This window comes from Streptomyces sp. NPDC056347, assembly GCF_042262625.1.
In the GTDB taxonomy this organism is placed as follows: Bacteria; Actinomycetota; Actinomycetes; order Streptomycetales; family Streptomycetaceae; genus Streptomyces.
In genome coordinates, this window is record NZ_JBHJQP010000043.1 from 13,563 (window position 1) to 37,752 (window position 24,190).

Consider the following 24,190-nt stretch of genomic DNA (forward strand, 5'->3'; position numbering starts at 1 on the left):
CTGCCCGAGGGGGCAGCCGCAGTCCCCATTCCGTAGCAAGGAGCCCCGCCGCCATGGTGTCCATGTCCTCTGCCCCGCCCTGGGATGTCCGACGGCTGCCCGGTGCTGACGGCCGCGTCTTCCTGGTCACCGGCGGCAACGCCGGTATCGGGTACTTCGTCGCGGAGCAGTTGTCGGCGACCGGGGCCACCGTCGTGCTCGGCTGCCGGGATCCCGGCAGGGCCGAGGCAGCCCTGGCGTCGATCCGTGGGCGTGTCCCCGGTTCGCGGGTGCGGGCCGTTCGTATGGACCTCGCCGATCTCTCGTCGCTCGGGGCGGTGGTGGAGTCGCTGGGGGTGGAGCGTCTGGACGCGGTGGTGCACAACGCCGGCGTGGCGCTCGACGACCCGCCGCGCGTCGAGACCGGTGACGGCAACGAGCTGATGTTCGGCACGAACCACCTCGGGCATTTCGCGCTGACCCGGTGGCTGATGCCGCTGTTGTCGGCCGCGCCGGCGGCCCGCGTCGTGACCATGGGCAGCTTCGCGGCGAAGTCCGAGCGGCTCGACCTGGACGACCTGCAGTCCCGGAAGGACTACCGGCCCAAGCGCGCCTACGGCCGTTCCAAGCTGGCTCAGATGTACTTCGGCGTCGAGCTCGACCGCCGTCTGCGTGCCGTCGGCAGCACGGTGGCGAGCGTGGTGGTCCATCCCGGCGGCGCGTTGGACTCCCTCACCCCGTCACGGCCGTTGGTCCATGTGCGGACGGCCGGCGCACGGCTGTCCGCCGCGCCCGCGTCCCTCCTCCTCCAGGGCAAGCACGCCGGTGCGTGGTCCGCGGTCCGGGCGGTGCTCGACCCGGCGGTACGGGGAGGCCAGCTGTGGGGGCCGCGTGTCTTCGGCCTGCGCGGCGAGCCCCGGCGCGAACCGGTGTGGAGCCACCTCGCCGATCCCTTGGTCCCGGCGCGGTTGTGGGACGCCAGCTGCGATCTGACCGGCATCGGCTCCAGCGCCGTCCCCGGGTGGCCCGGGCTCCGGGCGGCCGGGGTCGCGGAGCCCGCCCCGGGAAAGTGATGTCACATCCATCATGACAGGTCAGTGGGTGTTTTCGTAGGAGGAACAGCACAGGTGAGGAGCCTTGTTCGGCTCTCTTCGGGGCGCCCAGAATCTCCGTCATGAATCACTCGGGGAAAGTCGATCAGGACGACGTCATGCGGGCACGCAATGTGCTGCTCGCTTCGGGGCCGCGCACGCCTCGCGAGGAGGTCGACGCCTACCGGGTGCTCGCCCGGGTCGGCCCGGCCTCGTACCTGCCGCTCCTGGCCGAGGCGCTGCAACGTCTGAGCTACGACAGCAGCTCCGGCACGAGACACGCGCTCTCCGTGGAGCTGTGCGAGGAGGCGGTGGCCGTGGCGCGGTCCATCGATCCGGCCGAACCTGCCCGCGCGGATGTTCTGTACAAGGCCCTCGACACGTGCCAGAGAGAGCTGTACCGCTCGGGTCGGCGCGTCGAAGGGTTCGCCCTGCGTGCCGAGATGCTCGCCATCGGCCGTGCACAGGCCGAACTTTCCGGAGACCCCGTGGTCAGGGGGCTGGGTGACTGGGCTGCCGGACTCTCCGAGGAAGGCAGGTACGCCGAGGCCGCCGATGCCATGACCGAGCTGGTCTCGGCGGTCCTGCCCCAAGGGCCCCGCAGTGGGGCTCTCGCCTGGTCACTCCTGGAGTGGATCGCCGCTCTCCATGACGCGGGCCGTTCCGGGGAAGCGCTCCGGGCGTTCGAGACGCTCGTCGGCATGGAAGCGGCCGAAGCCGCGGAGGGCCGCGATCTGATGGCCTGTCATCTCCTCTCGCTCATCGGGTACGCGCGGATGCTCGACGCCCATGGCCGGGACGAGCGGGCGGCGCTCGTGCGGCAGGAGGCGCTCGTCCTGCTGACGGAGCTGGCCGATGCCGGTGAGCGGAAGTCCTGGAGTGGCTATCAGGCGTCGTTCTGGGCGGTACTGCTGGCTCTCTCCGGCTCCGGGAGCGACCGGTCCGTGTCCGATGGGCCGCATCCCCCTTCGGGTGCAACGCCCATGCGGTGGTCGCCCGATGCCAGGCAGCGCTACTTCGACAGCCGTCATGCCCTGCGCGAGAAGGTGGACGCCCTCGCTCCGCGGGCGGATGAGGACCCGGGCCGGCACCTGGCCGAACTGGTCCGCCTGCATCACGCCCTCACCATCCGCTCCGCCGTCTACTGGGAACACCGCACCCATCTGTTCGCCGAGCGGGTGCGCTCCCTGTTCGACGAGGGAGTGGACCTGGCCCGCCGGCTGTCCCGGCACGACCCGGCAAAGGGGGCGCGGGCACTGGCCAGGAACCTGATCGACCGGTCGACCTTCCACGCCGCCATCCACGAGTTCGGGCCCGCTCTCGATGACTTCCGCCAGGCCCTGGGATACCTGGGGGCGGCCGGTCAGGCCTGTTCGGGGCCGGGACCGCGTGGTTGAGGAGAGGTCCCGTCCCCCGGTGGGGCCGTGCGGTCACAACACCGTCCCACCGGGCCCCGGCCGCGCGCACCGCGCCTACTCGGTCGTGTGTGTGGGGTAGACCTCGACGTCGGTGTAGGCGCCCTTGATGTCCCCCGCGCCCTCGGGCCACTTCAGGGTCACGGTGTGGGTCTCGTTCGGGGGCGTCACCAGGATGTCGGTCGGGGACGTGAGGCTGTCGCCGCTGTTGTCGATGTCGTAGGCGAGGTCGAAGACAGCCGCGTCGCCGGGCTTCAGGATGGTGACGCGCGGCTGGGCGTGGCCGCGCTCGATGGGGTTGGAGGTGTTGTCGGCGTCCTTGATGTCGACGCCCGCGAAGCCCGTGGCCGAGCAGGTGGCCGAGCCCCGGTTGATCATGGTGATGTCGATCCTGCCGGAGGTCTCGTCGGGCGCGGCGTCCACGGCGTCGATGGCCAGGTCCTTCGTCTTGCAGAAGGTGACCTTGCCGCTGGTCCTCGTCGCGCCGTTGGCCGTGCCGGCGCGGGCTTCGGTGTCCTCACCGGAGTCCGGCTTCGCGTTGCCGGCCTCCGAGCCGCCGGAGCCCGAGCCACCCTCCGTCTTCGAACTCCCCTCCGAGGACGAGGAGTTCCTGGTGGACGAGCCCTTCCCGGAGCTGTCGCTGCCACCACAGGCGGTGAGCGAGAAGACGGCGGCGACCGCGACGGCGGCGAGAGCGGTGGTGCGGGTGTACTTCACGGTGTTCCCCCAGTACGGCGTGGTGCGTGCGGTCGGAATTATTTGTATCTCGCACCGAGTCACAGGCGGTCGTCCACGACGTCTTCGTTCCGTCACAGGCTCATCGGTCCCGCGGACCACCTCGCGCGGGCACGAGCGGCCCTGCCGGATCGGCCCGCTCCAGGCGGGCACCGGGGCGGTGGGCGCCCGCCGCGGATCCTCGATGCGTGCCGCCGCACCCAACCGGCCGCGCCCCCGGCCCCCGGCCGTTCCGCCGGCCGTTCCGCCGGCCAACGGCGCGGCCACGGTGAGCTGTTGCCGGTGCCGGGCGGCGTTGCCACCGCCTCGTACGGGCGGTTCCTTGCCGGTACCGGCCGGCCGACGTCACCCCGGTTTCCGACGGTGCGTCAGACGGGCGGGGCGCGATCCGGAGAGGCCCGGGCCGTGCCCGGCCGCGGTGCGGGGTGACGGCCGGTGAGCAGTGGTCCGGCGCCGGGGCGGCCACGCAGGAATCCTCACTCTTCGCCTTCGGTGCGTGACGTTCGGTGGCATGATCTGGTGGGTGGATTACCAACGCTGCGTCGACATTCTTGCCAAGGTGCACGAGAACCCCCACGGACTTCCCCGGCCGGTGCGGCAGGCGAATGTCTCCAGGCTGCTGGAGGCGCTGGGCCGTCCCGAGCGGGAACTGCGCGGGATGCTGGTGGTCGGGACGAACGGCAAGGGATCGACCTGCGCGTTCGCGGTGTCGGCGGTGGCCGCGACCGGCGCGCGGGTGGGCAGTCTGCCCAGCCCGCATCTGCAGGAGCTCAGAGAGCGGATCCGGATCGACGGGGTTCCTGTCACACGTGCCGAGTACGCCGCGGCGTTCGCCGAGGTCTGGAGTGCGATCGAGCAGCACGGTCTGCCCGTCCTGAGCCAGGGCGTCTTCGCCACCACCGCCGCCGTGCACTTCCGACGGGCCGGCGTCGGCCTGGCGGTGGCCGAGGCGAGCATCGGGGGAAGCAGGGCCGCGGCCGCGGAACTCGGCCTGGACGTGAAGGTCCTCACCGGCGTCGGGCTCGACCACACCCGGCTGCTCGGCGGTTCCCTGGACCTGATCGCCCGGGCCAAGATCGAAGCCGTGCGGGACGGGGACCACGTGGTGCTCGGGCGGCTGGCTCCCGAAGCGGCCTCCAGCGCGGAGCAGGTGCTCAGGACACGGACCGGGCTGTCCGTGTGGCGCATGGACCATGAGATCCGCTACACCGCCCGCACGGTCGGCCGTGACGGCAGCCGCGGTCCGGTGACGCTGGTGGACGTCACCACTCCCCGCGCCGTGCACCGCGATCTGCCCTGCCCTCTGCCCGGCGCGCACCAGCATCACAACCTCGCGGTCGCCATGGCCGCGGTGGACGCGATGGCCGAACGCGGCCACATCCGCGAGCCGGACAATGAACGGCTCCGCCCACGGCTGGCGGCCACGCGCTGGCCCGGCCGTCTCGAACTCGTCCCCCACGCCCGGCTGGACGGCTGGACGGGCCGTGTCCTGCTGGAAGGCGCCACCAATCCGCAGGGGGTCGAGACCGTCGCTCCGGAGATCCGGGGCCACGCCCGTACCGACGGCGGCTCGGGCCCGCCCGTGCTGGTCTTCGCCTCGATGCACGACAAGGACGTCTCCGGCATGCTCGCCCCGCTCCCCGCCGACTGGCCGCTGGTCCTCACCCGCACCGACTCGCACCAGGCAGCAGCCCCCGCCGCCCTGCACAGCCACCTCTCCCCCGGCCGCCAGGGGCCGTGTCTGACGGCCGAGGACACCCCGTCGGCGCTGCGCCGGGCCGCGGGCATCGCCGGGCCCGGCGGCCTGATCGTCGTACTCGGCTCGCTGCGCCTCATCGGCGAAACCCGCACCGCGCTCGCTCTGCAACCCGTGTGAGGGCCCACGCAGGACGTCTGTCGCGCGGGCCGGGCACCCGGGCGGGCAGTGCCGGGGAACGGATCCCTGACGGGGCGTCGTGGGGTGCCTGGTGCGGGCACCCCACGACGGGCCGACGGTGACGGGCCGGCGGACTTCTCCTCCCGGCACCCGGTGCGCGGGGACGAGGCGCGGTCAGCCCTGGGCCCGGCCGCGGTAGCCGACGGGGCCTTCACCGGGGAACTGGGCGGTTCCCTCGAAGCGGCTGCCCTCGTCGAAGAAGGTGACGGAGCCGTTGCCCTGGTCTCCGCTCCATGTGACGGTCGTTCCGGTCGAGGGGCGGCCGTCCTCGGGAACGACTGCGTCGCGGTTCACGATGCTGAGCGACAGCGGTTCGTCCGACTGCCAGCCACCGCCTCCGGTGTGGATCTCGGTCTCGTACGTGGCCATGGGTGTCCTCTTCTCCTCCGCCGGAACGCGGGGCGGCACCTCGCACGCCCCGCAGCGCCACCCTCACCGGGAACGGGAGAAGGACGCCACGGGATCGGCTCCGTCACCGGGCGAAACCACTCGTGGGGGCGAGGCTTTGGGCAAGAAAACGAGTCGGCCCGCCCGTCACCGGCGCGGAATCCCACCGGACCGCGGTGCGGGCGTCCGCGGAGGCGTGCCGGGACTGCCGGCCGGGCGGCAGGATGCCGGACCGGTGGCCCGTGGGCGGCCCGGCGGGTCACGGGTCACGGGTCACGGGTCACGACCAGGATGCGGCCACCAGTGAGCGTTCCGCGGCCGCCAGGTGTACGGCCGAGGCGAGCCAGGCCCTCGCGTAGGCGTCGGCGCTGGGGTCGGTCAGGCGGCCGAAGGGGTCGCGGGGGCGGCGGCCCGCCTCCGTTGTCAGGGCCTGTGCGAGGTGGGCCGCCGCGCCGAGTCCGGCCCGGGTCAGGCGGGCGGAGAGCGAGGCCGCGTCCGTGCCGCGGCCCGCCTCGGCCACGGCACGGCGGCCGCCCGCGACGCCCGTCTCCAGCAGGCGCCGGACCCGCCACAGCGGTGCCTGTGCCAGCGGGTCGGGGCCCGCGGTGACCGGTTCGCGGGCCGCGGATGCCGCTGTCCGGCGGGGGAAGTGTTCGCCCTGGAGCCGGTCGTAGCCCAGGTCGGCACGGCTCTTCCACGCGTCCGGCAGACGCAGCGTGGCAAGCGCCCCCGGCACCGGCCCGACCGCCAGTGGCAGGAGGGTTGCCGCCCGGTCCAGGTCGGGGCGGCCGAGCACGCGCAGGGCGAGCCCCGGGTGTTCGGCGATCCGCCGCAGGTTGGCGGCGTGCGGCAGCTCCGGGTGGGGGTGTGCGGGGCGAAGCCGCAGCAGCGGTCCCCCACCGGCGACGCGGACGACGACGAAGCCGTCGGCCGCACCGGTCACCTCGACGTCGCACCCCAGCAGACCGGGCGCTGTTCCGCCGGGCCCGCCCGCTTCCGGCGCGGCGTCGGCGAGCACGGCGGCGATCGCCTCCCGCACCGGCCGGGCGAAGAGGGCGGCGGCGGGTTCCTCGGACCAGTCCACCCCGCGCAGTGGTGTCGCCCTGACCCCTCGCCCCGCCCCGAGCCTTCCGTCCGCGGAGACGGTCGCGCCGACGATCCGCAGGCCCCCGCGGGCCAGCCCGGCGTGGTCGAGGACGGCGCCGCCGAGCGCCACGGAGGCGGACCCCGCGCCCTTCGCACGGGCGAGGCCGCCGGGGCGCACGTCGGACACCGTGTAGCCGGTGCCGTCCGGGCCGACCAGGTGCGTGGCCACTCCGCCGTATCCGGTCGCGGACAGCACCGGTTCCCGGCACAGGCCGTACACCTGCAGGCTGCCGCCCTGTTCGTAGGCCCGGCGCGCGGAGCTTGCCGCCTTCGTGCCGGCGGCCCCGGAGGCGAGCAGGGCGGTGCCCGCCAGCAGTTCGCGGAAGGCTCCGGCGAGGTCGGCGAGGCGCTGTCCCGCGTTCCGTTCCCGTGCGGCCCGCAGGCCGCGTACGACTCTCAGCGCGGCCGCTTCGGCCTGCGGCAGTCCGGCCAGCCGTGCGGTGTGGGCGGCGCGGAGCAGTTCGGCCTGCACCACGGCGCCGCCCGCCGTGACGCCGGCGGACAGGGCCTCGGCGGCGGCGTCCCACAGCGCCGTGGCGGCGCGGATCTGCTCCGGGCCGGGAGCGGCCGGTGCGGCCGGAGGGGCCGCGGCGTCGGGGGCGGTGGATGCGGTGGGGGCGGTCTTCCCGGGCCCCGCGTTGCCGGGCGCCGTGCCGCCCGCGCCGTCCTCCCCGTCGGCGATGGGTGCCGCGCCCAGGGCTGCGGCGCGGTGCAGGCAGCGGGGGGCCAACAGGCAGGTGCACACGGCCTGTTCCGCGTTCGTGACCGTGCCGGAGGGGCCCGGGCGCAGTGTGACGGTGGTGTCCTCGCCGAAGTGGACCTCGACCGCCCCGTCGGCCGTGGCGGTGGCCCGGTCCGCGCAGCCCGAGATCGCCGCGTCGAGTTTCTTGCGCAGCCGTGTGCTGAGCTGCTCGACGGCGTCGGCGAGGACGTCGGGGGCGACGGGGGGCAGGGGTTCGGTACTCAACGGGGTTCTCCACGGAGGCGGTCGCCCACCCAGCGGGCGAGTTCGAGCGGGCTGAGGGCGGCCACCGGCATGCCGGCCGCGACGAGTTGGCGCGCCACGGGCACCGAGTAGCGCGGTGTGCCGGTGTCGTCGAGCGCCGCGCAGCCCAGCAGGTGGGCGCCGCAGGACGCCAGGGCGCGCACCTCGCCGAGCAGCCCGCCGATCGGTGCGCCCTCCTCGAAGTCGCTGACCACGACGACGAGTGTGCGGCTGGGCACGGTGATCAGTGAACGCGCGTGTGCGAGACCGGCCGCGATGTGCGTGCCGCCGCCGACCCGGACCTCCAGCAGCAGCGACAGCGGGTCCTCGACCCGGTCGGTCAGGTCGATCACCTGTGTGGAGAAGGCCAGGAAGTGCGTGGACAGGGTCGGGACCCCGCCGAGGACCGCGGCGGTCAGCGCCGACCAGATGACCGATGCCTCCATCGAGCCGGAGACGTCGACGACGAGGACCAGGCGCCAGTCCGCTTCCTTGCTCGCCCGTGTGCTGAACAGCGGGCGCTCCGGTACGACGACGAGCCGGCCGTCCTTCGTCCGCCGGGTGTGGGCGAGGTTGGCCCGCAGGGTACGGGCGAGGTCGAGGCGCCCGCCGGGCCGTCGGGTCGGGCGCGGGGTGGCCAGGCCGGTGAGTGCCGGGCGCAGGCGGGTGGCCAGTTGCCGGGACAGCTCGTCGACGAGCCGCTTCACCAGGGGGCGCAGCCGGGCGAGTTGGGTCTCGGGCATGCCTCCGGCCAGGGACAGCACCGAGCCGAGCAGTTCCACCGACGGGCGTACCGAGGCCGGATCGAGCTGGGCGAGTACGTCGGTGCGGCCGGTGCCGGCGGCCTCCGCGAGGACCTCTTCGCGTACGTCGGTGCCGAAGAGGGCCTCCAGTTCCTGTGCCCATTCCCGGGCGGTGGGGAAGGAGGGGTCCTGGCCGCCGCCCTGGCCCGGTGTGCCGCTGTTCAGGTCCTGGGCGCCTTCGCCGCGGCCGTGGCCGTAGAGCTCGTCCAGGGCGTGGGCGTAGCGGCGTGCGTCGGCGGTGAGCTGTTCCTTGTGGCGGCCGAGCAGCAGCCGCCAGCGGTCGGCGCGGCCGAGCCGTCGGCCCGTGTCGTCCGCGGCGGTGTCCGCTTCGTCGTCCGCGGCGGGTGGGGGTGCGGGGTGGGGGCGGTGGTCCGGGTGCGGGGCCGTTCCTGTGCCGGTGTCCGTGCCGGGCAGGCCCAGGGCTTTCAGTGCCGCCGTTCCGGCCGCGTCGGCCGTCGCCCACAGGGCGAGCAGGGCGGGCGGGGCGTCCAGTGCCAGGTCGAGCCGGTCGCCGAGCCGTTCCGTCACGGTGGTGAGCAGCCGGTCGCGGGCGGCCGGGGCCAGTGTGTCGAAGCCGCCGCGCAGGGCCGGGAGCCGGTCGAGGAAGTCCTGGTCGGTCAGTGTGTCGATCCGGTCCATGAGTGCGGCGAGCGCGTCCGGTGAGGTCTGGAGCAGCGGTCCGGCGGCGGTGAGCAGTCCGGCGAGGCGTTTCGTCAGTGCCCGGCGGGTGTCGGGGGTGGTGGCTCCGTCGATCCAGCCGGCCGTGCGCTCGCCCAGTGCGGCCGCGTCGTCCAGGTCGAGCAGTACGCGTACGGCCAGGGCCGCGCCCTGGATGAGCGGGGAGCCCCGGGCCGCCAGTTCGGTGAGTGCCCGGTCCAGTCGCAGGCCCAGGTGGCGGGCGGCCGTCCGGTCCGCCAGTGCCACCAGCGCCCCGGCGTCGGCGTCGTTGTCGCTTCCGGCGAGGCCGGGCAGGGACCGGACGGCGGCTTCGAGGAGTTCCTCCGTGAGCGTGCCGGCTGCTGCACGGGTGTTATGCGGTGTGCCGGGGTAGTGGCCGCGTCGCAGTCCCTCCAGCAGGTCCAGGGCCTGGAGGAGTTCGGGCAGGTCGGCGCTGTGGGGCAGTACGGCGGATGCCTCGCGCAGGCGGGTGTCGACCAGTTCGGGCAGGTCGCAGCGGGCGGCGGCGGTCAGTCCGGTGAGGATCTGGGCCGGGGTGGGGCCGCCCTCGGCGGTCTCGTGGTGCGCGGTCGCGGCGAGCGTGCCGGCGGCGGCCTGGGCCGCGGTCACTCCGCGCGCGCCCGCCAGGTCGAGGCGTGCGGGTACGGATGGTGTCCATGTCAGGCGCCACTTGGTGCCGAGTGCGGTGGCGTCGCCCGTGTTCGCCACGTCCAGGGGTTCGCCGTACGAGGCGCCGATCACCAGCAGTCGCTGGAGCAGTACTTCCCGGCGGCCGTCCAGTGGCGAGCGGAGCGGGTCCAGGCGCAGGTCGCGGCGGTCGGGGTCGTCCGGCCGGGGCAGTCGCAGTTCCGCGAGTTCGGCCTCGACCGAGGGGCCGAGACCGGATCGGGGCGCGTGCGGGGTGATCCGGCCGCGGGCGGTGCCGACGAACACGGTCTGGAGCGCGCGGGCCAGGGCCCGGCCCCGGCCGAGGGGTTCGCCCTGTCCGAGGACGGTGGTGACGGCTTCCAGGAGTTCGCCGCGTCCGGGTGCGGGCAGTCCGCGCAGGGTGGCCAGGTCGCAGGCCAGGCGCAGTGTTTCGGCGGCCTCGCCGGTGCCTGCGGTGTGGCCGCTCCGGCGCATCTCGCGGCACAGGCCGGTCACCGCGTCGGCGGCCGCTTCCCGGATCTTCTCCGGGTCGCCGGCGGTGGTGAGGACCGCCTGCTGCCACAGTGGGTCGCGGATTCCGGCCGGGTAGCCGGACCGGGAGTCGAGCAGGTCGAAGGAGTACGGCACGAGGGAGGTCACCGCCGGGCCCTCGGCCGCCGCGGCGCCGTCGTTCCGGGTGCGGCCGGCCGGCCGTGCCCCTGCCGCGTCGGTGCCGGACTCGCGTGTGCGGGGCTCCGTGCCGGGTGGTCCGGTCTCCGGCGGGGCGTCCGTCCGCCCGGTGGTGCGGGAGCCGTCCGCCGTCCCGGCCCCGGCCGGTGCGGGCGCGAGGAGCGCGGGTGCGTGGAAGGCGCCGATCACGGCTGCTGCCCGGCGCCCGTTCGCCGAGGCGGCGGCGATCGTCTGCCGCATCCGTTCCTCGCGCGCCAGGTCGGTGGCGGGTACGACGGCGTCGGCGCGCAGGGCCCAGCCCACGCCCAGTGCGGCGCGGCGCACCGTGTCCGGGGCGCACCCCGGGGCCAGCACCTCCACCGCGCGGTCCCACAGGTCGTCGCCGTCCCGGCCGGTCCCGGCGGCGGCGAGTGCCTCGGTGTACGAGGGCCGTGTCCGTGCCGTCCCGTCGCCGGAAGCGGGGCCGGTGTCGGGGCCGGTGTCGGGGCCGGTGTCAAGTGGGCCTGCGGTGTCCGTGGCGCCCGAGGGGGGTGCGGCCCCGCTCGCGTCCGGTTCGCGTACCGGCCCGGGTGTCCCCGCCGACCAGCCCGGGTCGCCGAGGGGGAGGTCGCAGCACACGACCTCCACCCCGCGGCCCGCGGCCCAGCGGATGGCGGCGAGTTCCGGTGAGAAGTCGGCGAACGGGTAGAACGAGAGCTGTCCTTCCCTGCCCGCCCCGGCCAGGGCGACCGGGGCGACGGTCTCGGGGTCCGCCAGGTGTTCCAGCCAGGGCTGGAAGTCGGCCGGCAGTTCGACGCAGACCACCTCGGCCCGTGCCTCTTCCAGCAGGGCGGGTACCACCGCGGCCAGCGCCGGGCTGTGGTGGCGTACTCCCAGCAGGTACGGGGCGCGCGAGGCGGCCAGTGCGTCCACGGCCGTGCGTGGGTCGAGGGCCGTCAACGCAGGCTCCCGCGCAGGTCCCAGAGCCGGCGCCACATCGCCGAGCCGTTCTCCGCGCGGCGGCGCACCGGGCCGTCCCAGTAGCCCAGCAGCCGTGCGTGGTCGGCGGGGTCGTCCTTGCGGACCACGCCGAGCAGGTGCCCGGGCAGCAGGTCGAGTACGTCGCCGCCGGGCAGGTAGGCGGCCGCGACGCCGAGCGATGCCGCGACCTGGACGGCTTCGGCGGTGGACATGACCGTGCCGGGCCGCTCCACGTCCCAGCCCTCGGTGGAGCGTCCGGAGCGCAGGTCGCGGAAGACCGTGACGAGGGCGTCGAGGACGGCTTCGTCGACGGCGAAGGCCGCGCCCGCCCGCTGTACGGCGGCGACGGCCTGGCGGCGGATCAGGACCGCTTCGGCGTCGGCGTCGGCGATCGGGTCGACGGTCTCGAAGTTGAAGCGGCGTTTCAGCGCGGCCGACATCTCCGAGACGCCCCGGTCGCGCAGGTTGGCGGTGGCGATGACGGTGAAGCCGGGGGCGGCGCGGACGACCGCGTCCTCGGTGGCGGTCAGCTCGGGGACGCTGATCCGCCGGTCGGACAGGATGGAGACGAGGGCGTCCTGGACCTCGGGCAGGCAGCGGGTGATCTCCTCGACCCGCACCACCCGTCCGGCCCGCATGGCGGCGAGGACCGGGGAGTCCACCAGGGCTTGCGGGGTGGGGCCCTGGGCGAGCAGCAGGGCGTAGTTCCAGCCGTAGCGGAACGCATCCTCGGTGGTGCCCGCCGTGCCCTGCACGGTCAGGGCGCTGGTCGCGCTGACGGCGGCCGCGAGGAGCTCCGACAGCATCGACTTGGCCGTACCGGGCTCGCCGGTGAGGAGCAGTCCGCGTTCTCCGGCGAGGGTGACCACGCAGCGTTCGACCAGGGAGCGCTCGCCGACGAACTTCTGGGTGATCACCAGCTTCGGCGGCAGGCCGGCGCTGCGCCGGGGCAGAGCCAGTTCCGCGCCGTCGCTGCCGCAGACGAACGTGACCACCGCGCGGGGGGTGAGCGCCCAGCCGGGCGGGCGCGGGCCGGGGTCCTGGGCGGCGAGGAAGGCGAGTTCGGCGGCGTGGCGCTCCTCGGCCGGCCGGCCCTGCCGGTCGGGTGCGGTCTGTTCGGTGGCGGTCATGCGGGGTTCCTTCGTCATGGTTCGGCAGGTGTGTACGGGGGTGGGGACGGCGCGGCGTGCCCGGTGGGCGGGCGCGCCGCGCCGTGCTGACAGGGGGCGGCCGGTGAGCGGCGGCCCGGGTGCCGTTCGGCGGTGCCGCGGCGGAGGTGTCTCAGCGGCGGCGCCTCGTGCGCCGCACCTTCAGCTCCTCGAAGCGCGGAAGGTCGCCCTCGAGGATCCGCTGCCAGGCCCGGGCGAAGAGCTCCGCGGCCGGTTCGACCGGCACCAGGGCGCCCAGCGCCGGGCGGCCGCCGGTGGCCACCCCGTACATCGGCAGCTTCCACTGCTCGACGGGCAGGAGGGGGGTCGGCTGCTCCGACCAGGCGCCCGGCAGGAACAGTGAGCGTCCCGCCCGGGCCCGTACGGCCGACACCACCAGGTCGGTCGCGGCGAGTTCGGCCCGCGCCGCCTTGAGACGGGCCGGCTTCCAGCCTGTCCATCGTGCGGTGTTGCGGTCCGTCGGGTCGGGCATGGCCAGCAGCATCAGGTACAGCGTCGCCGCGTCGGCGGTCAGGGCGCGCGCCTCGGCGACCTCGGCCACGTGCCCGGGCACCGACCGGGACGGGTCCTGCGGCCACCACTGGCCCTCGTCGTCCGCCGTGCCGGCCGCGGGTGCGCCGGGGTCGGCCAGCAGCCGTGCGAACGCCGGGTCGTGGGCCCGTCGCAGGGCCGTCTCGACCGCGGTCGGCTGCTGGTCGGCGCCGCGCAGTGCGGCCAGGTACGGGTCGGAGCCGGTGGAGTCGAGCAGGGCGGGCCGTACGGCGGGCTGGGGCTGGCCGTCCTGCGTGGCCATGAGGACCGCGCCGTACCGTTCGTGGTCCGGGGCCGTCTCCGTCGGGGCGCCGGCCACCTTCCGGAAGTCCGCGAGGCTGGTGCAGTACCCGGCGGAGAGCAGCAGTCCGGGTGCGGCGAGGCGTTGCCGCACGGCGGTCAGTGCGCTCGGCAGTGCCGCGCGTACCGGGTCCCCGGCGGGCAGCCGGTGGGCCAGCCAGGCCGTCAGGCTCATCGAGCCGGTCAGTACCGCCGAGGTGAACGGTGCGTCGGCGGGGGATGCCGTCGCCGGGCGGTCGCCCTCGATGTGCCACGGCACGTCGGTGGCGAGCTCCGGCGACGAGGCCGGTTCCAGCAGTGCCGGGAGTGCCCGGTGCACGGGCCAGCCGCTGCGCGCGGCGCGTGCGGCCTCCGTCGCCAGCCAGTCGGGCACCTGCCGGCGCCGTCCCACCTTCTCGTTCCACACGGCGGCCGCCGATGTGATGTCCGGGCCCTGGTTCCACAGTCGTGCCGGGTCGTCGGGCAGGAGCGCCGCGAGCACCGCCCGGCGTGTCCCGAGCGGGAGTGCGCGCAGTTCGTCGCGGGCGTGTCCCGCCTCGGCGACCTTCAGGCCGAGTGTCCTGCGCAGTTCGGCCGGCAGGAAGTTGCTCTCCCAGCTGTCGATGTCGGGCATGCCCGCGAGAACGATCCGGGCCAGTGCCCGGGACACGCCGGTGAGGTCGCTGAACTCGTCGGCGGCGTCCGGCAGGAAGGGTGCTGCCGCACGGGTCCGTGCCTCTGTGAGGAAGCCGGTCAGCCAGTCGGCGCCGCGCACCCGGTCGCCCACCGGTGTGTCGCTGCTCAGGGTGTAGGGGCCGGGGACCTCGAAACGTCCGCTCGGGTCGTGGAGCAGGGCGCCGAACTCCCACCCGCCGTCGGCTTCGGAGTTGTGCTCGGTGAAGCCGAGCGCGGCTCCGCCGCCCAGGGGCAGCACGCTGCGGTGCGCGAGGCTGCGCCGCTGGCCGTCCGGTGTGTGCAGGTGGGGTGTTGTCAGGCGGACCAGGACCTGGCGCCAGTGGCCGGCCGAGGCCGCCGTCGAGGCCAGGCCCAGCGCGTCCACCCGGCCGAGGACTTCGAGGAGGGCTGTGCGGTGTTCCGGGTCGCTGCCGGGTGCGACGGCCCGGTAGGCGATCGCGGCCGGCTCGTCCAGGAGCGAAACGAACGGCAGTCCCGAGTACGGCAGCGGCGGCAGGTCGAGGTGCAGTCGGCCCGGCGGTGCCGTGGCGGCGGTGTCGGCGCGTACGGACGCCAGGGTCTCCAGGTAGCGGTGGGTCACGTCGGTGTCCGCGCCGTAGCGGTGGTAGCCGGTGCTGACGATGCCGTGGAGTGCCTTGGCGAGCGTGTGGTCGCTCGGTCCCTGGGTCCGGGTCTCGGCGGGCCCGGTGGCGGGGTCGAGCCGTGCGGCGACGGCGTCCAGTGTCTTCTGCTGCCGTACCGCGAAGCGCAGCACCTTCACCACGCCGGCGATCAGCTCGGGTGCCGAGAGCTGCGGGAGCGCGGTGCTCACCAGTGCGGGCAGGTCCGCCGCCCGCTCCGCGAGCGCGGCCGCCTTGAGCAGGGCCCCGGCCGTCTCCGCGTCGGTGTGCCGCAGCGCGGCCGATCCCTGCGGATCACGCGGGCGCAGCATGTGCAGGTACGGCAGCGGCGGCAGGGCCCGGGCCGCGGTCCCGTACAGCTCGTTGCGGTGGTCGCATTCGGCGGTCGCCGTGACCAGGCCCTGCGGGTCGCTGAGCGACAGTTCGCGCCACTGCTGCGTCAGTGCCCGCGGCCGGTCGTCGCCGGGGAACGTCAGGGCGGCGACCGGCCTGCCCGCGCCCTTGGGGAGGGTGACGGACCGTCCGGTGGTGTCCTCGCCGTGGTGGCTGCCGTCGGGCAGCCGCACGACGCGCCAGCCGATGAGCCCGTCCGCGGACGTCCCCGGGGCCGGGTCCGCGACCGCCGGGGCGGGCCGCAGCCGGCACGAGGCCGCTGCCAGCTCGGCGCCGGGGGCGTGCGGCAGCAGTGCGTCGGCGAGGAATCCGGGCTGCGAGCGCCGGCCGTGGGCGCCGCTCACGGGGTCGTACTCGAGCCAGCCGCCCTTGTCCTCCCCGTCGTTGGCCTGCCACACCCAGTACGACGTGCCGTCGGACAGCAGGGCGTGCTCCGCGGGCAGTTTCGTGTCGCCGCGGTGGAGGACCCCGCCGCCGGTGGCGCGGCCGCCGCCGGGCAGTTGCAGGCTGAGGTGGTCCGAGCGCATGGCCCAGGAGTCGGTGCCCGCGAGGGCGAACACCGTGTCGGGTGCGGTGTGCCAGTAGCCCTGCGGCTCGCCGCGGCCGTACGTGCTCCAGAACACCAGCAGTGCGCCGTCCACGTAGTGGAAGCCCCTCTGCCACACGGACGTGGTGGGCACCCGCAGATCGTGTACGAGAACGGTGGAGTCGGCGTCGATGACACGTGCCTGGGTGGCGTTGGCCACGATCAGGTACGGCCAGGCCTCGCAGACCGTCAGGCCCTCGGTGGTGTGGGGTCCGGGCGCCAGTTCCGCCAGCGCCTCCTCCCACGCCGGCCAGCGCAGTTCCTCCCACAGGCCGCCCTGGAGCGTGCGTGCCACGGCCTCGCCGAGGTCGGCCCCGGCCGCGGCCGCGACCTCCTGCGGCGCGAGCGCGAGGGCCTCGGAGGGCAGCCACGAGAGCCGCTCGATCGTCTTCGGCAGTCCGGGCAGCCCGGTGGTCACCGACGAGGCGGCCACCTCGCGCATCCATTCGGTGAGCATCGGGCGGCCGCCGGGCGAGGCGGCCAGCTTCCGCATCACGTCCGCGCCGGAGGACGCGTTGTTGTAGTTGTCCGCGCCACGGCCGAAGGCGGGCCGGAAGCGCGGGTCGGCCGCGAGCGCGACCAGGTCCCGCGGCTGTTCGCTGTCCGCCCAGTCCGACAGGTTCAGGGCGTTGTCGCGCCGGTGGCGGGTGGGCTTCGTCTCGGGGTCGGCGACCGCGATGTCCAGCTGGAGCAGGAGGTCCAGCAGGTTCGCGTCCTCGGTGCCGATGCGCAGGAACCGTCCGTCCTCGGGCCGGGCCGCCAGATCGGCGCGTATCCGGCCGGCCGCCCGCCCGGTCAGTTCGAGCAGGGCGGGCGGTGTCGGGCGCGGACCCCAGCCGCGGTGCCGGGCGTTGTAAAAGCGCTCCAGCCAGCCCGCCGCGCCGTCGGAGCACTGCTCCTCCTGCGGCAGGCCGGCGTCGGCGAGGCCGGCGTCGGCTCCCGAGTCCGCCAGGATCCCCAGCCACAGTTCGGCCGTCTCCCCGTTGTCCCCGGGCGGGTCCATCGACAGCAGGGTGCCCCGTACGGACGGGACGCGCCGGGCGAGCGCGACCAGTGCGCCGCGGTGCGATTTCCACCAGCCGGCGGCGGCCCGCAGGGTGGCCGGCAGCGGGAGGAGCTCGGCGAGGTAGTCCTGCTCCGCCTCGTTGCCGGAGAGGGCCGCGGCGCGGGCGAGGCGCTTGAGTTCGGTCGCGGCCTGGGCGGACGGTGCGAGGCCGCCGGCGGTGCGGCGCACGCACAGCCGCCGGAACCGCTCGTACGCCTCGGCGGGTGCGAGCCGGGCCGAGAGGTCCTTGCCGTAGCCGGTCAGTACCTTCACCGGCAGCGCGCCGGCCAGGGCGAACTCCAGGAACACGGCGTCGAGCCGGTTCTCGTCGACCGTCAGTCCGTGCTGTGCCTCGCTCGCGCGGGCGCGGCCGAACAGCTGGCCGGCGTACGTGCTGTTCTCGACGCCGAGGAAGACCCGCGCGGCCTGCTCGTAGAAGAGGGGAAGGAAGTGCGGGACGGACTGGGCGAGCCGCCCGGCCAGTTCGTGGCAGGCGTCCAGGGCGGCCTTGGGCTTGGTCCTGGCCTGCCGGGCCAGCCGGTCCAGCTCCGGTACGACCGCCAGGGCGTGGTGCCCGTCCTCGGGGTGGTGCACCAGCACCCATTCGGGAAAGCCGAGTTCCCGGCGCCGGCCGAGGCCGACCACGGCCGGCTCGCCGTGCGGTTCGAGTCCCAGGAAGCTCGCGGCGAGGTCCTCGGCGGAGCCCAGTTCGGCCGCGGCCAGCCGTACGACGACCCGGTCCTCGCCGAGCACCGTGTGGTGGTAGGCCCGTGCGGTCAGCTCGACCGCCGAAGGGCCCGCGTCCCGCGCGTCGGCCGGGAGCACCGCGCCCGCCGCGAGCAGTTCCCCGTTGTCGTTTCCAACCGTCCCGGTCACGCTTCCCCACCCTTTTCGATCGTGCGGCCGGCGTACAGCGCAGCGGCCATGCGCATTCCCTCGGACCAGGCCACCGGTCCGACCTCGGTCAGCCGCACCGCGCGGCCGTCCTCGTCGTGCCAGCTCAGTGCGCCGGTCTCCGACTCCCCGTCCCAGTACGGCTCGCCGATCCACACCGACGCCTCCGTGCTGCTGCCCCCGTCGCGCACCTTGCAGGTGGCGTAGCCGCCGGACACCCGGTAGCCGAGGCTCGTGGCGCGGGCCGCGAGGCCGAACCGCGAGGCGAACTTCCCGCCCGCGTAGTCCCGTACCTCCGTCTCCGGGCGCCCGGCATCCGGTCCGTCCGGTCCGTCCGGTCTGGTCCAGGTCGCCCGGTGGATCTGCTCCACCTTCTGGGTGATGCCGAGGTCGGCCGCGAAGTCCCGCACGTCGTCGAGGTCCGGCAGGAGAACGGGGTGGGGAAGCGTCACCGTGCGCGGTGACAGCCGCACGGTCTCGCCGTCGAGGTCGACCACCTTGAGTTCCCCGTCGCCGGTGACGTCCCGCAGGAAGCCGGTCTCGTCCGGGTCGTCGCCCACGACGGCCATGTCGCGCAGCGCCGCCTGCCATGCCTCGTCCGGCCACACCCGTACGATCAGTTCGGTCGGGACCGGGAGCGACGACACCATCCAGGCGTCCACCTGGGCCACGCACGAGGCGGCGTGCCGGTCCAGCCACTCGGCCAGCTGCCTGAGCCGGTCGGCCTCGGGACTGTCGCGCAATGCCTTCGGCAGTGTCTTCAGCTGCCGTCCCCCGGCGCGCCGTGCGACCACACGCCCGTCCTCGAGGGTGATCTCGTACCCCTCACCCGCTGCCAGCCACGCCATCAGCCGTGCCCCTCCATCTGTCCGTCGGATACCAGCGCAGCCGGAACCAGGGACCACGAAGTCCCTGAACTGCGATATGAGGGGGAGACTAACGAGGGCCGCTGACAACGCGGTCTGGGAGCAGGGCCCCGGACCTTCGCGGGGCGGCCGGCCCGGCGGCAGGGCAGGGGTGTCCGGTGACGGCTCGTTCCCAGGAACGATGCCGTCACCGGACATGATCGATCAGGATGACCCGGAGATGTTCGAACACGAGGGAAGGGACTCCTGTTGCGTATCCTCCGGATGACCGGGACCGTCATCGCCACCACCCTGTTACTGGCCGCCGCCGTCCCCGTGGCCTCGGCCGGGGCCCCGGGTGCGGTCGCCGCGTCCGTGCCGTCGTCCCCGTCCGGGGCGGCCTTGGACCCGGCGGCGCTCGGCAGTTCCCTGCGTGCCGTCCATGAGGCGGGCATGTACGGCGTCTACTCCACCGTCCGTGACGGCGACCGGAGTTGGGCCGGTGCCTCGGGGGTCGCCGACATGGCCACGGGCCGCCCGGTGAAGCCGGGGATGCGGCACCGGGTGGGCAGCATCAGCAAGACCTTCGCCGCGGTCGCCGTACTCCAGCAGGTCGAACGCGGCCGCATCCGCCTGGACGCCCCCGTCGGAGACTACCTGCCGGACCTGGTTCCCGGTGAGCGCGGCCGCCGGATCACCGTCCGGATGCTGCTGAACCACACCAGCGGCATCGGCGACTACCTCGTCGACGCCTTCCCGTCCCTGGCGCAGGGCTCGACGGCCAGCCTCGACGAGGAGCGCTTCCGCTCCATCAGCCCGCGGGAACTGGTCCGTCTGGGGCTCGCGGCCCCGGCCACCGGAACGCCGGGGGCCCAGCCCGCCCACTACTCCAACACCAACTACGTCATCGCCGGACTGCTCCTGGCCGAAGTCACCGGCCAGGACCCGGAGACGTACATCACCCGGAACGTCATCGACCGCGCCGGACTGCACCACACCTCCTACCCGGGCAGTCCCTACATCCGCGGCCCGCACGCCCGGATGTACGAGAACTTCTACGGCCTGATCGACCCGCCCCGCGACTACAGCGTCTACGACATGTCCTGGGCCTCCACGGCGGGCGCGGTCGTCTCCACCACCGACGACCTGAACCGCTTCTACCGCGCCCTGCTGACCGGCCGGCTGATCGGCCCGGCGGCGCTCGGGGAGATGCAGCGCACGGTGCCGATGGGCGGCATCGACTACGGCCTCGGCCTGTACGCCGTCGACATCCCCGGCTGCGGCCGCTTCTGGGGCCACGACGGCGCGGTGTTCGGCGCCGGAACCATCTCGCTGTCCAGTCCGGACGGCAGCCGCCAGGTGTCCGCGGGCTGGAACCTGATGAAGTACGAACGGCTCGACGCGGACGGCACGAGCTTCGAGCCGAGCCCGATCGACGACGCCCTCAACCGCTACGTCGTCGGCGCGCTGTGCCCGGCGTACGCCACCGCCCCGTCCCCGGCGCTGTCGGCCGCGCCCGCCCCCGCGGTGCTCCCCGGCGCCGATCTCTCCCCCGGGTCCTGGGCGGCGGTCCTGCGCTGAGCCGGCCGGCCCGGCGGACCCTGTGGACCGCCGGGCCGGAACGGGTGTCAGGCGCGGGGGTCCACCAGGATCTTGACGGCTGTTTCGTTGTGGTGGATCAGGGTTTCGAAGCCCTGGGTGACCAGGTCGTCCAGGCCGATGGTCCGGGTGATGAACGGGGCCAGGTCGATGCGGCCCTCCCGGACGAGTTCGATGGTCTGCGGGTGGGAGTTGACGTAGGCGATGGTGCCGCGCAGGTCGATCTCCTTGAGGACGAGTTTCTGCATGTCGAGCGATGCGGGCCTGCCCCAGATCGAGATGACGGTGATGGCGCCGCCGGGCCTGACGGCGTCCATCAGTGTGTCGAGGACCGCGTTGACGGATGTGGCTTCGAAGGCGACGTCCGCGCCTTTGCCGCCGGTGAGGCGGCGGACCTCCTCGGCGACGTCGGTGTCGGCGGGGTCGATGACGTGGTCGGCGACCTTGGCGTCCAGGGCCTTCTTCCGGCGCAGCGAGCTGAGTTCGGTGACCGCGACCGTGATGCCCATCGCCTTGAGCACCGCGCAGGTGAGCAGCCCGATCGGGCCGGCGCCGCCGACGAGGGCGAAGTCGCCTTCCTTCGCGCCCGAGCGCTGGAAGGCATGGTAGGCGACCGAGAGCGGTTCGATGAGCGCTGCCTGGTCGAGCGGGACGTCCCCGACGGGGTGGACCCATCGGCGTTCGACGACGATCTTCTCCGCGAGTCCGCCGCCGCGGCCGCCGAGCCCGATGAAGTTCATGTCGGGCGAGAGGTGGTAGGTCGGGTTGTTCTCGCTGGTGTCGACGTCGGGGCGCAGGATGTAGGGCTCGACGACGACGCGGTCGCCCGGTTTCAGGTCGTCGACGCCTTCGCCGACCGCGTACACGGTGCCGGACATTTCGTGGCCGAGTGTGACGGGTGCGGATTCGCCCGAGACCGGGTGCGGGTGGCCCGCGGGTGGGACGAAGATCGGTCCGTCGAGGTATTCGTGCAGGTCGGTGCCGCAGATTCCGCAGTATGCGACGTCGATGCCTACGGTGCCCGGTTGCACGGTGGGTTCCGGAATGTCTTCGATCCGGATGTCACCGCGGTCGTAGTAGCGTGCAGCCTTCACTGGGCCGGCTCCTTCGGCTGTGGTCCGCTCACCCCCGTGTCGGGTTCCTGCCGGTGGGGCGAGGTGCACCTCTTGTGCGACATATTCACACCAATAGCCACGTTACGTTTCTGTGTGGCCGGGCGCTCGTCGGGTCCGGTGCGGGGCCGCCGCGGGGTGGTGCCCCTCCCCCGTGGTGGTGTTGCGGACACCTCGCGCCCACTGCCTGGGGCCAGTGACCGGTGCCCCGGGCCGGGCCAGGGTGGTGTCATGTCCACTCGACGTGAAGTTCTCGCCGGTTCGGCCGCCCTCACCGGCGGCGCCCTTCTGCCCGCCGCGCCGGCAGCGGCCGCTGTTTCCCGTACGGCTGCGGGCCGTGTCCTCGCGTTCACCCGTGCCACGGTTCTCGGTGCGGGTCCCGGCCGTACCGTTCTCGTGCGTGACGGCCGTGTTGTCCAGGTGGGGCGTTCGGCCGAGGTGGTGGTTCCCGACGGGGCGGTGACGTATGACCTGACCGGCAAGTTCGTGGTCATGGGCGGTCTGGTGGACTCCCATGTCCACAATGACGGGCCCGAGTCCGTGCTGCCGCCCCTCTTCCCCCTCAACGGTGTGACCGCGGTCCGTGAGATGTGGGGCGGTCCGCTCCACCACGAGTGGCGGGAGAAGGTCCGTGCGGGCACGCTCCTGGGACCGCGCTGGGTGATCGCCGGCCCGATCATCGACGGGCGGCCCTCGTTGTGGGCCGATGACATCGGTGAGCGTGCCATCGAGGCCGCCGATGCCCCGGCCGCGCGGCAGGCGGTGCGCGAGTCGAAGGCGGAGGGCTGCGACTTCGTCAAGGTGTACTCACGGCTGACGCCCGAGGCGTACGAGGCGGTTGCCGACGAGTCCCGCCGTCAGGGGCTGCGTTTCGCGGGGCACTGCCCCGACACCCTCTCCCCCGCCCGTGCGAGCGATGCCGGGCAGCAGTCCATCGAGCACCTCCACGCCCTCCTCCTGGCCACCTCGTCCCGGGCGGACGAGGTCGGGCGGGCCATGGCGAAGGTGCGTATCGACTCCTCCCTCGGCACGAGCTTCGAGCGTTACGCGAGCTGGTTCCGGCAGGTGCACGCGGTGGAGTGGGAGGCGGTGCGGACGTACGACGTCGGCCGTACCCGTGCCCTGTTCGACCGGCTCGCCGCCAATGGCACCCGGGTCGTCCCGACCCTCACCGTCCACGATTCGCTGGAACGCACCGGCCGGCTTCCCGCCGAATCACCGGAGTTCGCGTATCTGCCCGGCTGGATGACCGGTGTCTGGCCCGGGATCTGGTCCGCGCTGACCGGGTGGCGCACCGCGCGGGACGTGTCGCGTATCGAGCGGATCTACGAACACCGGCTGCGGCTCGTCGGGGAACTCCACCGGGCCGGTGTGGAGTTGCTGGCGGGCACGGACACGGGGACCGGTTACGCGGTTCAGGGCTTCTCTCTCCACCATGAGCTGGAGTTGCTCGCCGAGGCGGGGCTGCCGGCCCGGGATGTTCTTCATGCCGCGACGGTCGCGCCCGCCCGGATGCTCGGCCTGCCGGAGGACCGTGCCGATCTGGTGGTGCTGGACGCGGATCCGCGTGTCGACATCCGTCATACGCGGCGGATCCATTCCGTGCTGGTCGACGGCCGGTACGTGGATGGTGCGCAGCGGTTGCGTCTGCTGGAGGACGTGGCGCGGGCGGCCGCGGCGAGCGAGCCCCCGGTCGCGGGGGCCGCCGCGCCTCATGTCTGCGTTCACTGACCGGCCGGGGTGCGGTCCTGTTCCCGGGTCTGTTCGCGGATGCCCCAGGGGGAGCCGTACGCGGTGAGCAGGTCGAGGTAGGGCTGGGCGGGCAGGGCTTCGGGGCCGAGGACGCCCTTGCCCGTCCATGCGCCGGTGGCCAGCAGTTCGAGGGCGATGACGGGGTTGATGGCCGTCTGCCAGACGACGGCCTGTGAGCCGTACTCCCGCATGGACCACTGGTTGTCGACGACGTGGTAGAGGTACACCTCGCGGGGTTCGCCGTTCCTGGTGCCCCTGATCCAGGTTCCGGCGCAGGTCTTGCCGGTCATCCGGTCGCCGAGTGCGGCGGGGTCGGGGAGGCAGGCGGCGACGACGTCGCGCGGGGAGACGCGTACGGGGCCGTCGTCGCCGGGCACGGTGATCCTGGCGGTGGAGTCCAGGCCGAGTTCGTGGAGGGTCTTGAGCTTCTCGATGAAGTCGTCGCCGAGGCCGTACTTGAAGGTGACGCGCCGGGTGTCGATCCAGCGGGGCACGAGCAGCACTTCTTCGTGTTCGACGTTGACGCATTCCACCGGGCCGATGCCTTCGGGGAAGTCGAAGACTTCGGGTTCGCTGAAGGGCGGGGTGGTGTACCAGCCGCGTTCCTTGTCGTACACCACCGGCGGGTTGAGGCATTCCTCGATGGTGGTCCAGATGTTGAACGACGGGGCGAAGGCGTGGCCCTCGACGGTCAGGTTGGCGCCGTCGCGGATGCCGATCTCCTCGATCTCGTCGAAGAGTTCGTCCGCGGCGTACCGGGCGAAGACGTCGGACAGTCCGGGTTCGACGCCCATGCCGACCAGGGCGAGGCGTTCCGCTTCCTCCCATGCGCCGGCCAGTGCGAACTGTTCGTCGCCGAGTTTGGTGCCGCACTGTTCGTAGGGCCGGGAGGGGTGCGGGGCGGACAGTGACATCGCCATGTCCATGTAGTGCGTTCGGGTGGCGAGTGCCGCGTTGAACAGGGGCATCACGAACCGGGGGTCGGTGGCGTTGAGCAGGATGTCGCAGTGGTGCTCGGTGAGTGCCCGGCGTACGGCCTTCTCGTCGGAGGCGTCCAGGCGCAGGGCGCTGAAGCGGCTGTCGTGTTCGGGCAGTGCGTCGAGTGCGGCCTGTGCGCGGGAGAGGTCGTAGTCGGCGACGACCATGTGGGTCAGGAAGTCCCTGCGGGCTGCGATCCGGGTCGCGGCGGTGCCGACGCCGCCTGCGCCGACGAGGAGTACGCGCATGTCGGGGGCCT

At 73.7% G+C, this 24,190-nt stretch carries 14 protein-coding genes; 5 read left to right on the forward strand and 9 right to left on the reverse strand.

Features of this window, described 5'->3' with window-relative positions; translation table 11 throughout:
- Window positions 1-62 precede the first annotated feature (62 nt).
- Together ACFCV8_RS12910 and ACFCV8_RS12915 are read left to right on the forward strand one after the other, a co-directional pair.
- Window positions 63-1,052: an SDR family NAD(P)-dependent oxidoreductase gene (locus tag ACFCV8_RS12910; RefSeq protein WP_376685379.1), complete on the forward strand. Its 990-nt coding sequence runs from the start codon at window positions 63-65 to the stop codon at window positions 1,050-1,052.
- 101 nt (window positions 1,053-1,153) lie between these two features.
- Complete coding sequence (locus ACFCV8_RS12915) at window positions 1,154-2,467, forward strand: hypothetical protein (RefSeq protein WP_376685356.1); 1,314 nt, start codon at window positions 1,154-1,156, stop codon at window positions 2,465-2,467.
- Window positions 2,468-2,542: 75 nt separating this feature from the next.
- Here ACFCV8_RS12915 and ACFCV8_RS12920 read toward each other — a convergent pair whose 3' ends face one another.
- A complete protein-coding gene (locus tag ACFCV8_RS12920) occupies window positions 2,543-3,202 on the reverse strand; it encodes a DUF4232 domain-containing protein (protein ID WP_376685357.1) in 660 nt (219 codons plus the stop codon).
- Window positions 3,203-3,743: 541 nt separating this feature from the next.
- On the opposite strand from ACFCV8_RS12920, the gene ACFCV8_RS12925 reads away from it, so the two are divergent.
- Window positions 3,744-5,096, forward strand: a complete 1,353-nt coding sequence (locus tag ACFCV8_RS12925) for a bifunctional folylpolyglutamate synthase/dihydrofolate synthase (RefSeq protein WP_376685358.1) — start codon at window positions 3,744-3,746, stop codon at window positions 5,094-5,096.
- A gap of 174 nt (window positions 5,097-5,270) precedes the next feature.
- Here the strand turns inward: ACFCV8_RS12925 and ACFCV8_RS12930 are convergent, their stop codons facing one another.
- The 6 genes from ACFCV8_RS12930 to ACFCV8_RS12955 all read right to left on the reverse strand — a co-directional run bounded on the left by ACFCV8_RS12930 (window position 5,271) and on the right by ACFCV8_RS12955 (window position 18,493).
- Entirely contained in the window at window positions 5,271-5,525 is a 255-nt protein-coding gene (locus ACFCV8_RS12930) for a hypothetical protein (protein WP_376685359.1), read from the reverse strand.
- Window positions 5,526-5,823: 298 nt separating this feature from the next.
- Complete coding sequence (locus tag ACFCV8_RS12935) at window positions 5,824-7,656, reverse strand: hypothetical protein (RefSeq protein ID WP_376685360.1); 1,833 nt, start codon at window positions 7,654-7,656, stop codon at window positions 5,824-5,826.
- Complete coding sequence (locus ACFCV8_RS12940) at window positions 7,653-11,411, reverse strand: DUF5682 family protein (protein ID WP_376685361.1); 3,759 nt, start codon at window positions 11,409-11,411, stop codon at window positions 7,653-7,655. Before ACFCV8_RS12940 ends, ACFCV8_RS12935 begins: the two co-directional genes overlap by 4 nt.
- Window positions 11,408-12,562, reverse strand: coding sequence for an AAA family ATPase (locus ACFCV8_RS12945; RefSeq protein WP_376685362.1), 1,155 nt, complete (start codon window positions 12,560-12,562; stop codon window positions 11,408-11,410). Before ACFCV8_RS12945 ends, ACFCV8_RS12940 begins: the two co-directional genes overlap by 4 nt.
- Before the next feature lie 151 nt (window positions 12,563-12,713).
- Window positions 12,714-17,627: a DNA-binding protein gene (locus ACFCV8_RS12950; protein WP_376685363.1), complete on the reverse strand. Its 4,914-nt coding sequence runs from the start codon at window positions 17,625-17,627 to the stop codon at window positions 12,714-12,716.
- The gene (locus tag ACFCV8_RS12955) at window positions 17,624-18,493 is read right to left on the reverse strand and encodes a DUF4132 domain-containing protein (protein ID WP_376685364.1); all 870 of its coding nucleotides are present in this window, start codon (window positions 18,491-18,493) and stop codon (window positions 17,624-17,626) included. Before ACFCV8_RS12955 ends, ACFCV8_RS12950 begins: the two co-directional genes overlap by 4 nt.
- 282 nt (window positions 18,494-18,775) lie before the next feature.
- Between ACFCV8_RS12955 and ACFCV8_RS12960 the strand changes: the two genes are divergently transcribed.
- The gene (locus tag ACFCV8_RS12960) at window positions 18,776-20,071 is read left to right on the forward strand and encodes a serine hydrolase domain-containing protein (RefSeq protein ID WP_376685365.1); all 1,296 of its coding nucleotides are present in this window, start codon (window positions 18,776-18,778) and stop codon (window positions 20,069-20,071) included.
- Window positions 20,072-20,118: 47 nt separating this feature from the next.
- On the opposite strand, the gene ACFCV8_RS12965 is transcribed toward ACFCV8_RS12960, so the two are convergent.
- Window positions 20,119-21,183, reverse strand: a complete 1,065-nt coding sequence (locus ACFCV8_RS12965) for a 2,3-butanediol dehydrogenase (RefSeq protein ID WP_376685366.1) — start codon at window positions 21,181-21,183, stop codon at window positions 20,119-20,121.
- Window positions 21,184-21,432: 249 nt separating this feature from the next.
- Between ACFCV8_RS12965 and ACFCV8_RS12970 the strand changes: the two genes are divergently transcribed.
- Entirely contained in the window at window positions 21,433-22,932 is a 1,500-nt protein-coding gene (locus ACFCV8_RS12970) for a hypothetical protein (RefSeq protein ID WP_376685367.1), read from the forward strand.
- On the opposite strand, the gene ACFCV8_RS12975 is transcribed toward ACFCV8_RS12970, so the two are convergent.
- Complete coding sequence (locus ACFCV8_RS12975; RefSeq protein ID WP_376685368.1) at window positions 22,926-24,179, reverse strand: saccharopine dehydrogenase family protein; 1,254 nt, start codon at window positions 24,177-24,179, stop codon at window positions 22,926-22,928. The two genes, ACFCV8_RS12970 and ACFCV8_RS12975, sit on opposite strands and share 7 nt — an antisense overlap.
- Window positions 24,180-24,190: the final 11 nt, after the last annotated feature.

Coding starts and splice junctions, on each gene's coding strand:
- ACFCV8_RS12970 (WP_376685367.1), top strand. CDS start 21,433: ATGTCCACTCGACGTGAAGTTCTCGCCGGTTCGGCCGCCCTCACCGGC.
- ACFCV8_RS12945 (WP_376685362.1), bottom strand. CDS start 12,562: ATGACCGCCACCGAACAGACCGCACCCGACCGGCAGGGCCGGCCGGCC.
- ACFCV8_RS12955 (WP_376685364.1), bottom strand. CDS start 18,493: ATGGCGTGGCTGGCAGCGGGTGAGGGGTACGAGATCACCCTCGAGGAC.
- ACFCV8_RS12975 (WP_376685368.1), bottom strand. CDS start 24,179: ATGCGCGTACTCCTCGTCGGCGCAGGCGGCGTCGGCACCGCCGCGACC.
- ACFCV8_RS12910 (WP_376685379.1), top strand. CDS start 63: ATGTCCTCTGCCCCGCCCTGGGATGTCCGACGGCTGCCCGGTGCTGAC.
- ACFCV8_RS12930 (WP_376685359.1), bottom strand. CDS start 5,525: ATGGCCACGTACGAGACCGAGATCCACACCGGAGGCGGTGGCTGGCAG.
- ACFCV8_RS12915 (WP_376685356.1), top strand. CDS start 1,154: ATGAATCACTCGGGGAAAGTCGATCAGGACGACGTCATGCGGGCACGC.
- ACFCV8_RS12960 (WP_376685365.1), top strand. CDS start 18,776: ATGACCGGGACCGTCATCGCCACCACCCTGTTACTGGCCGCCGCCGTC.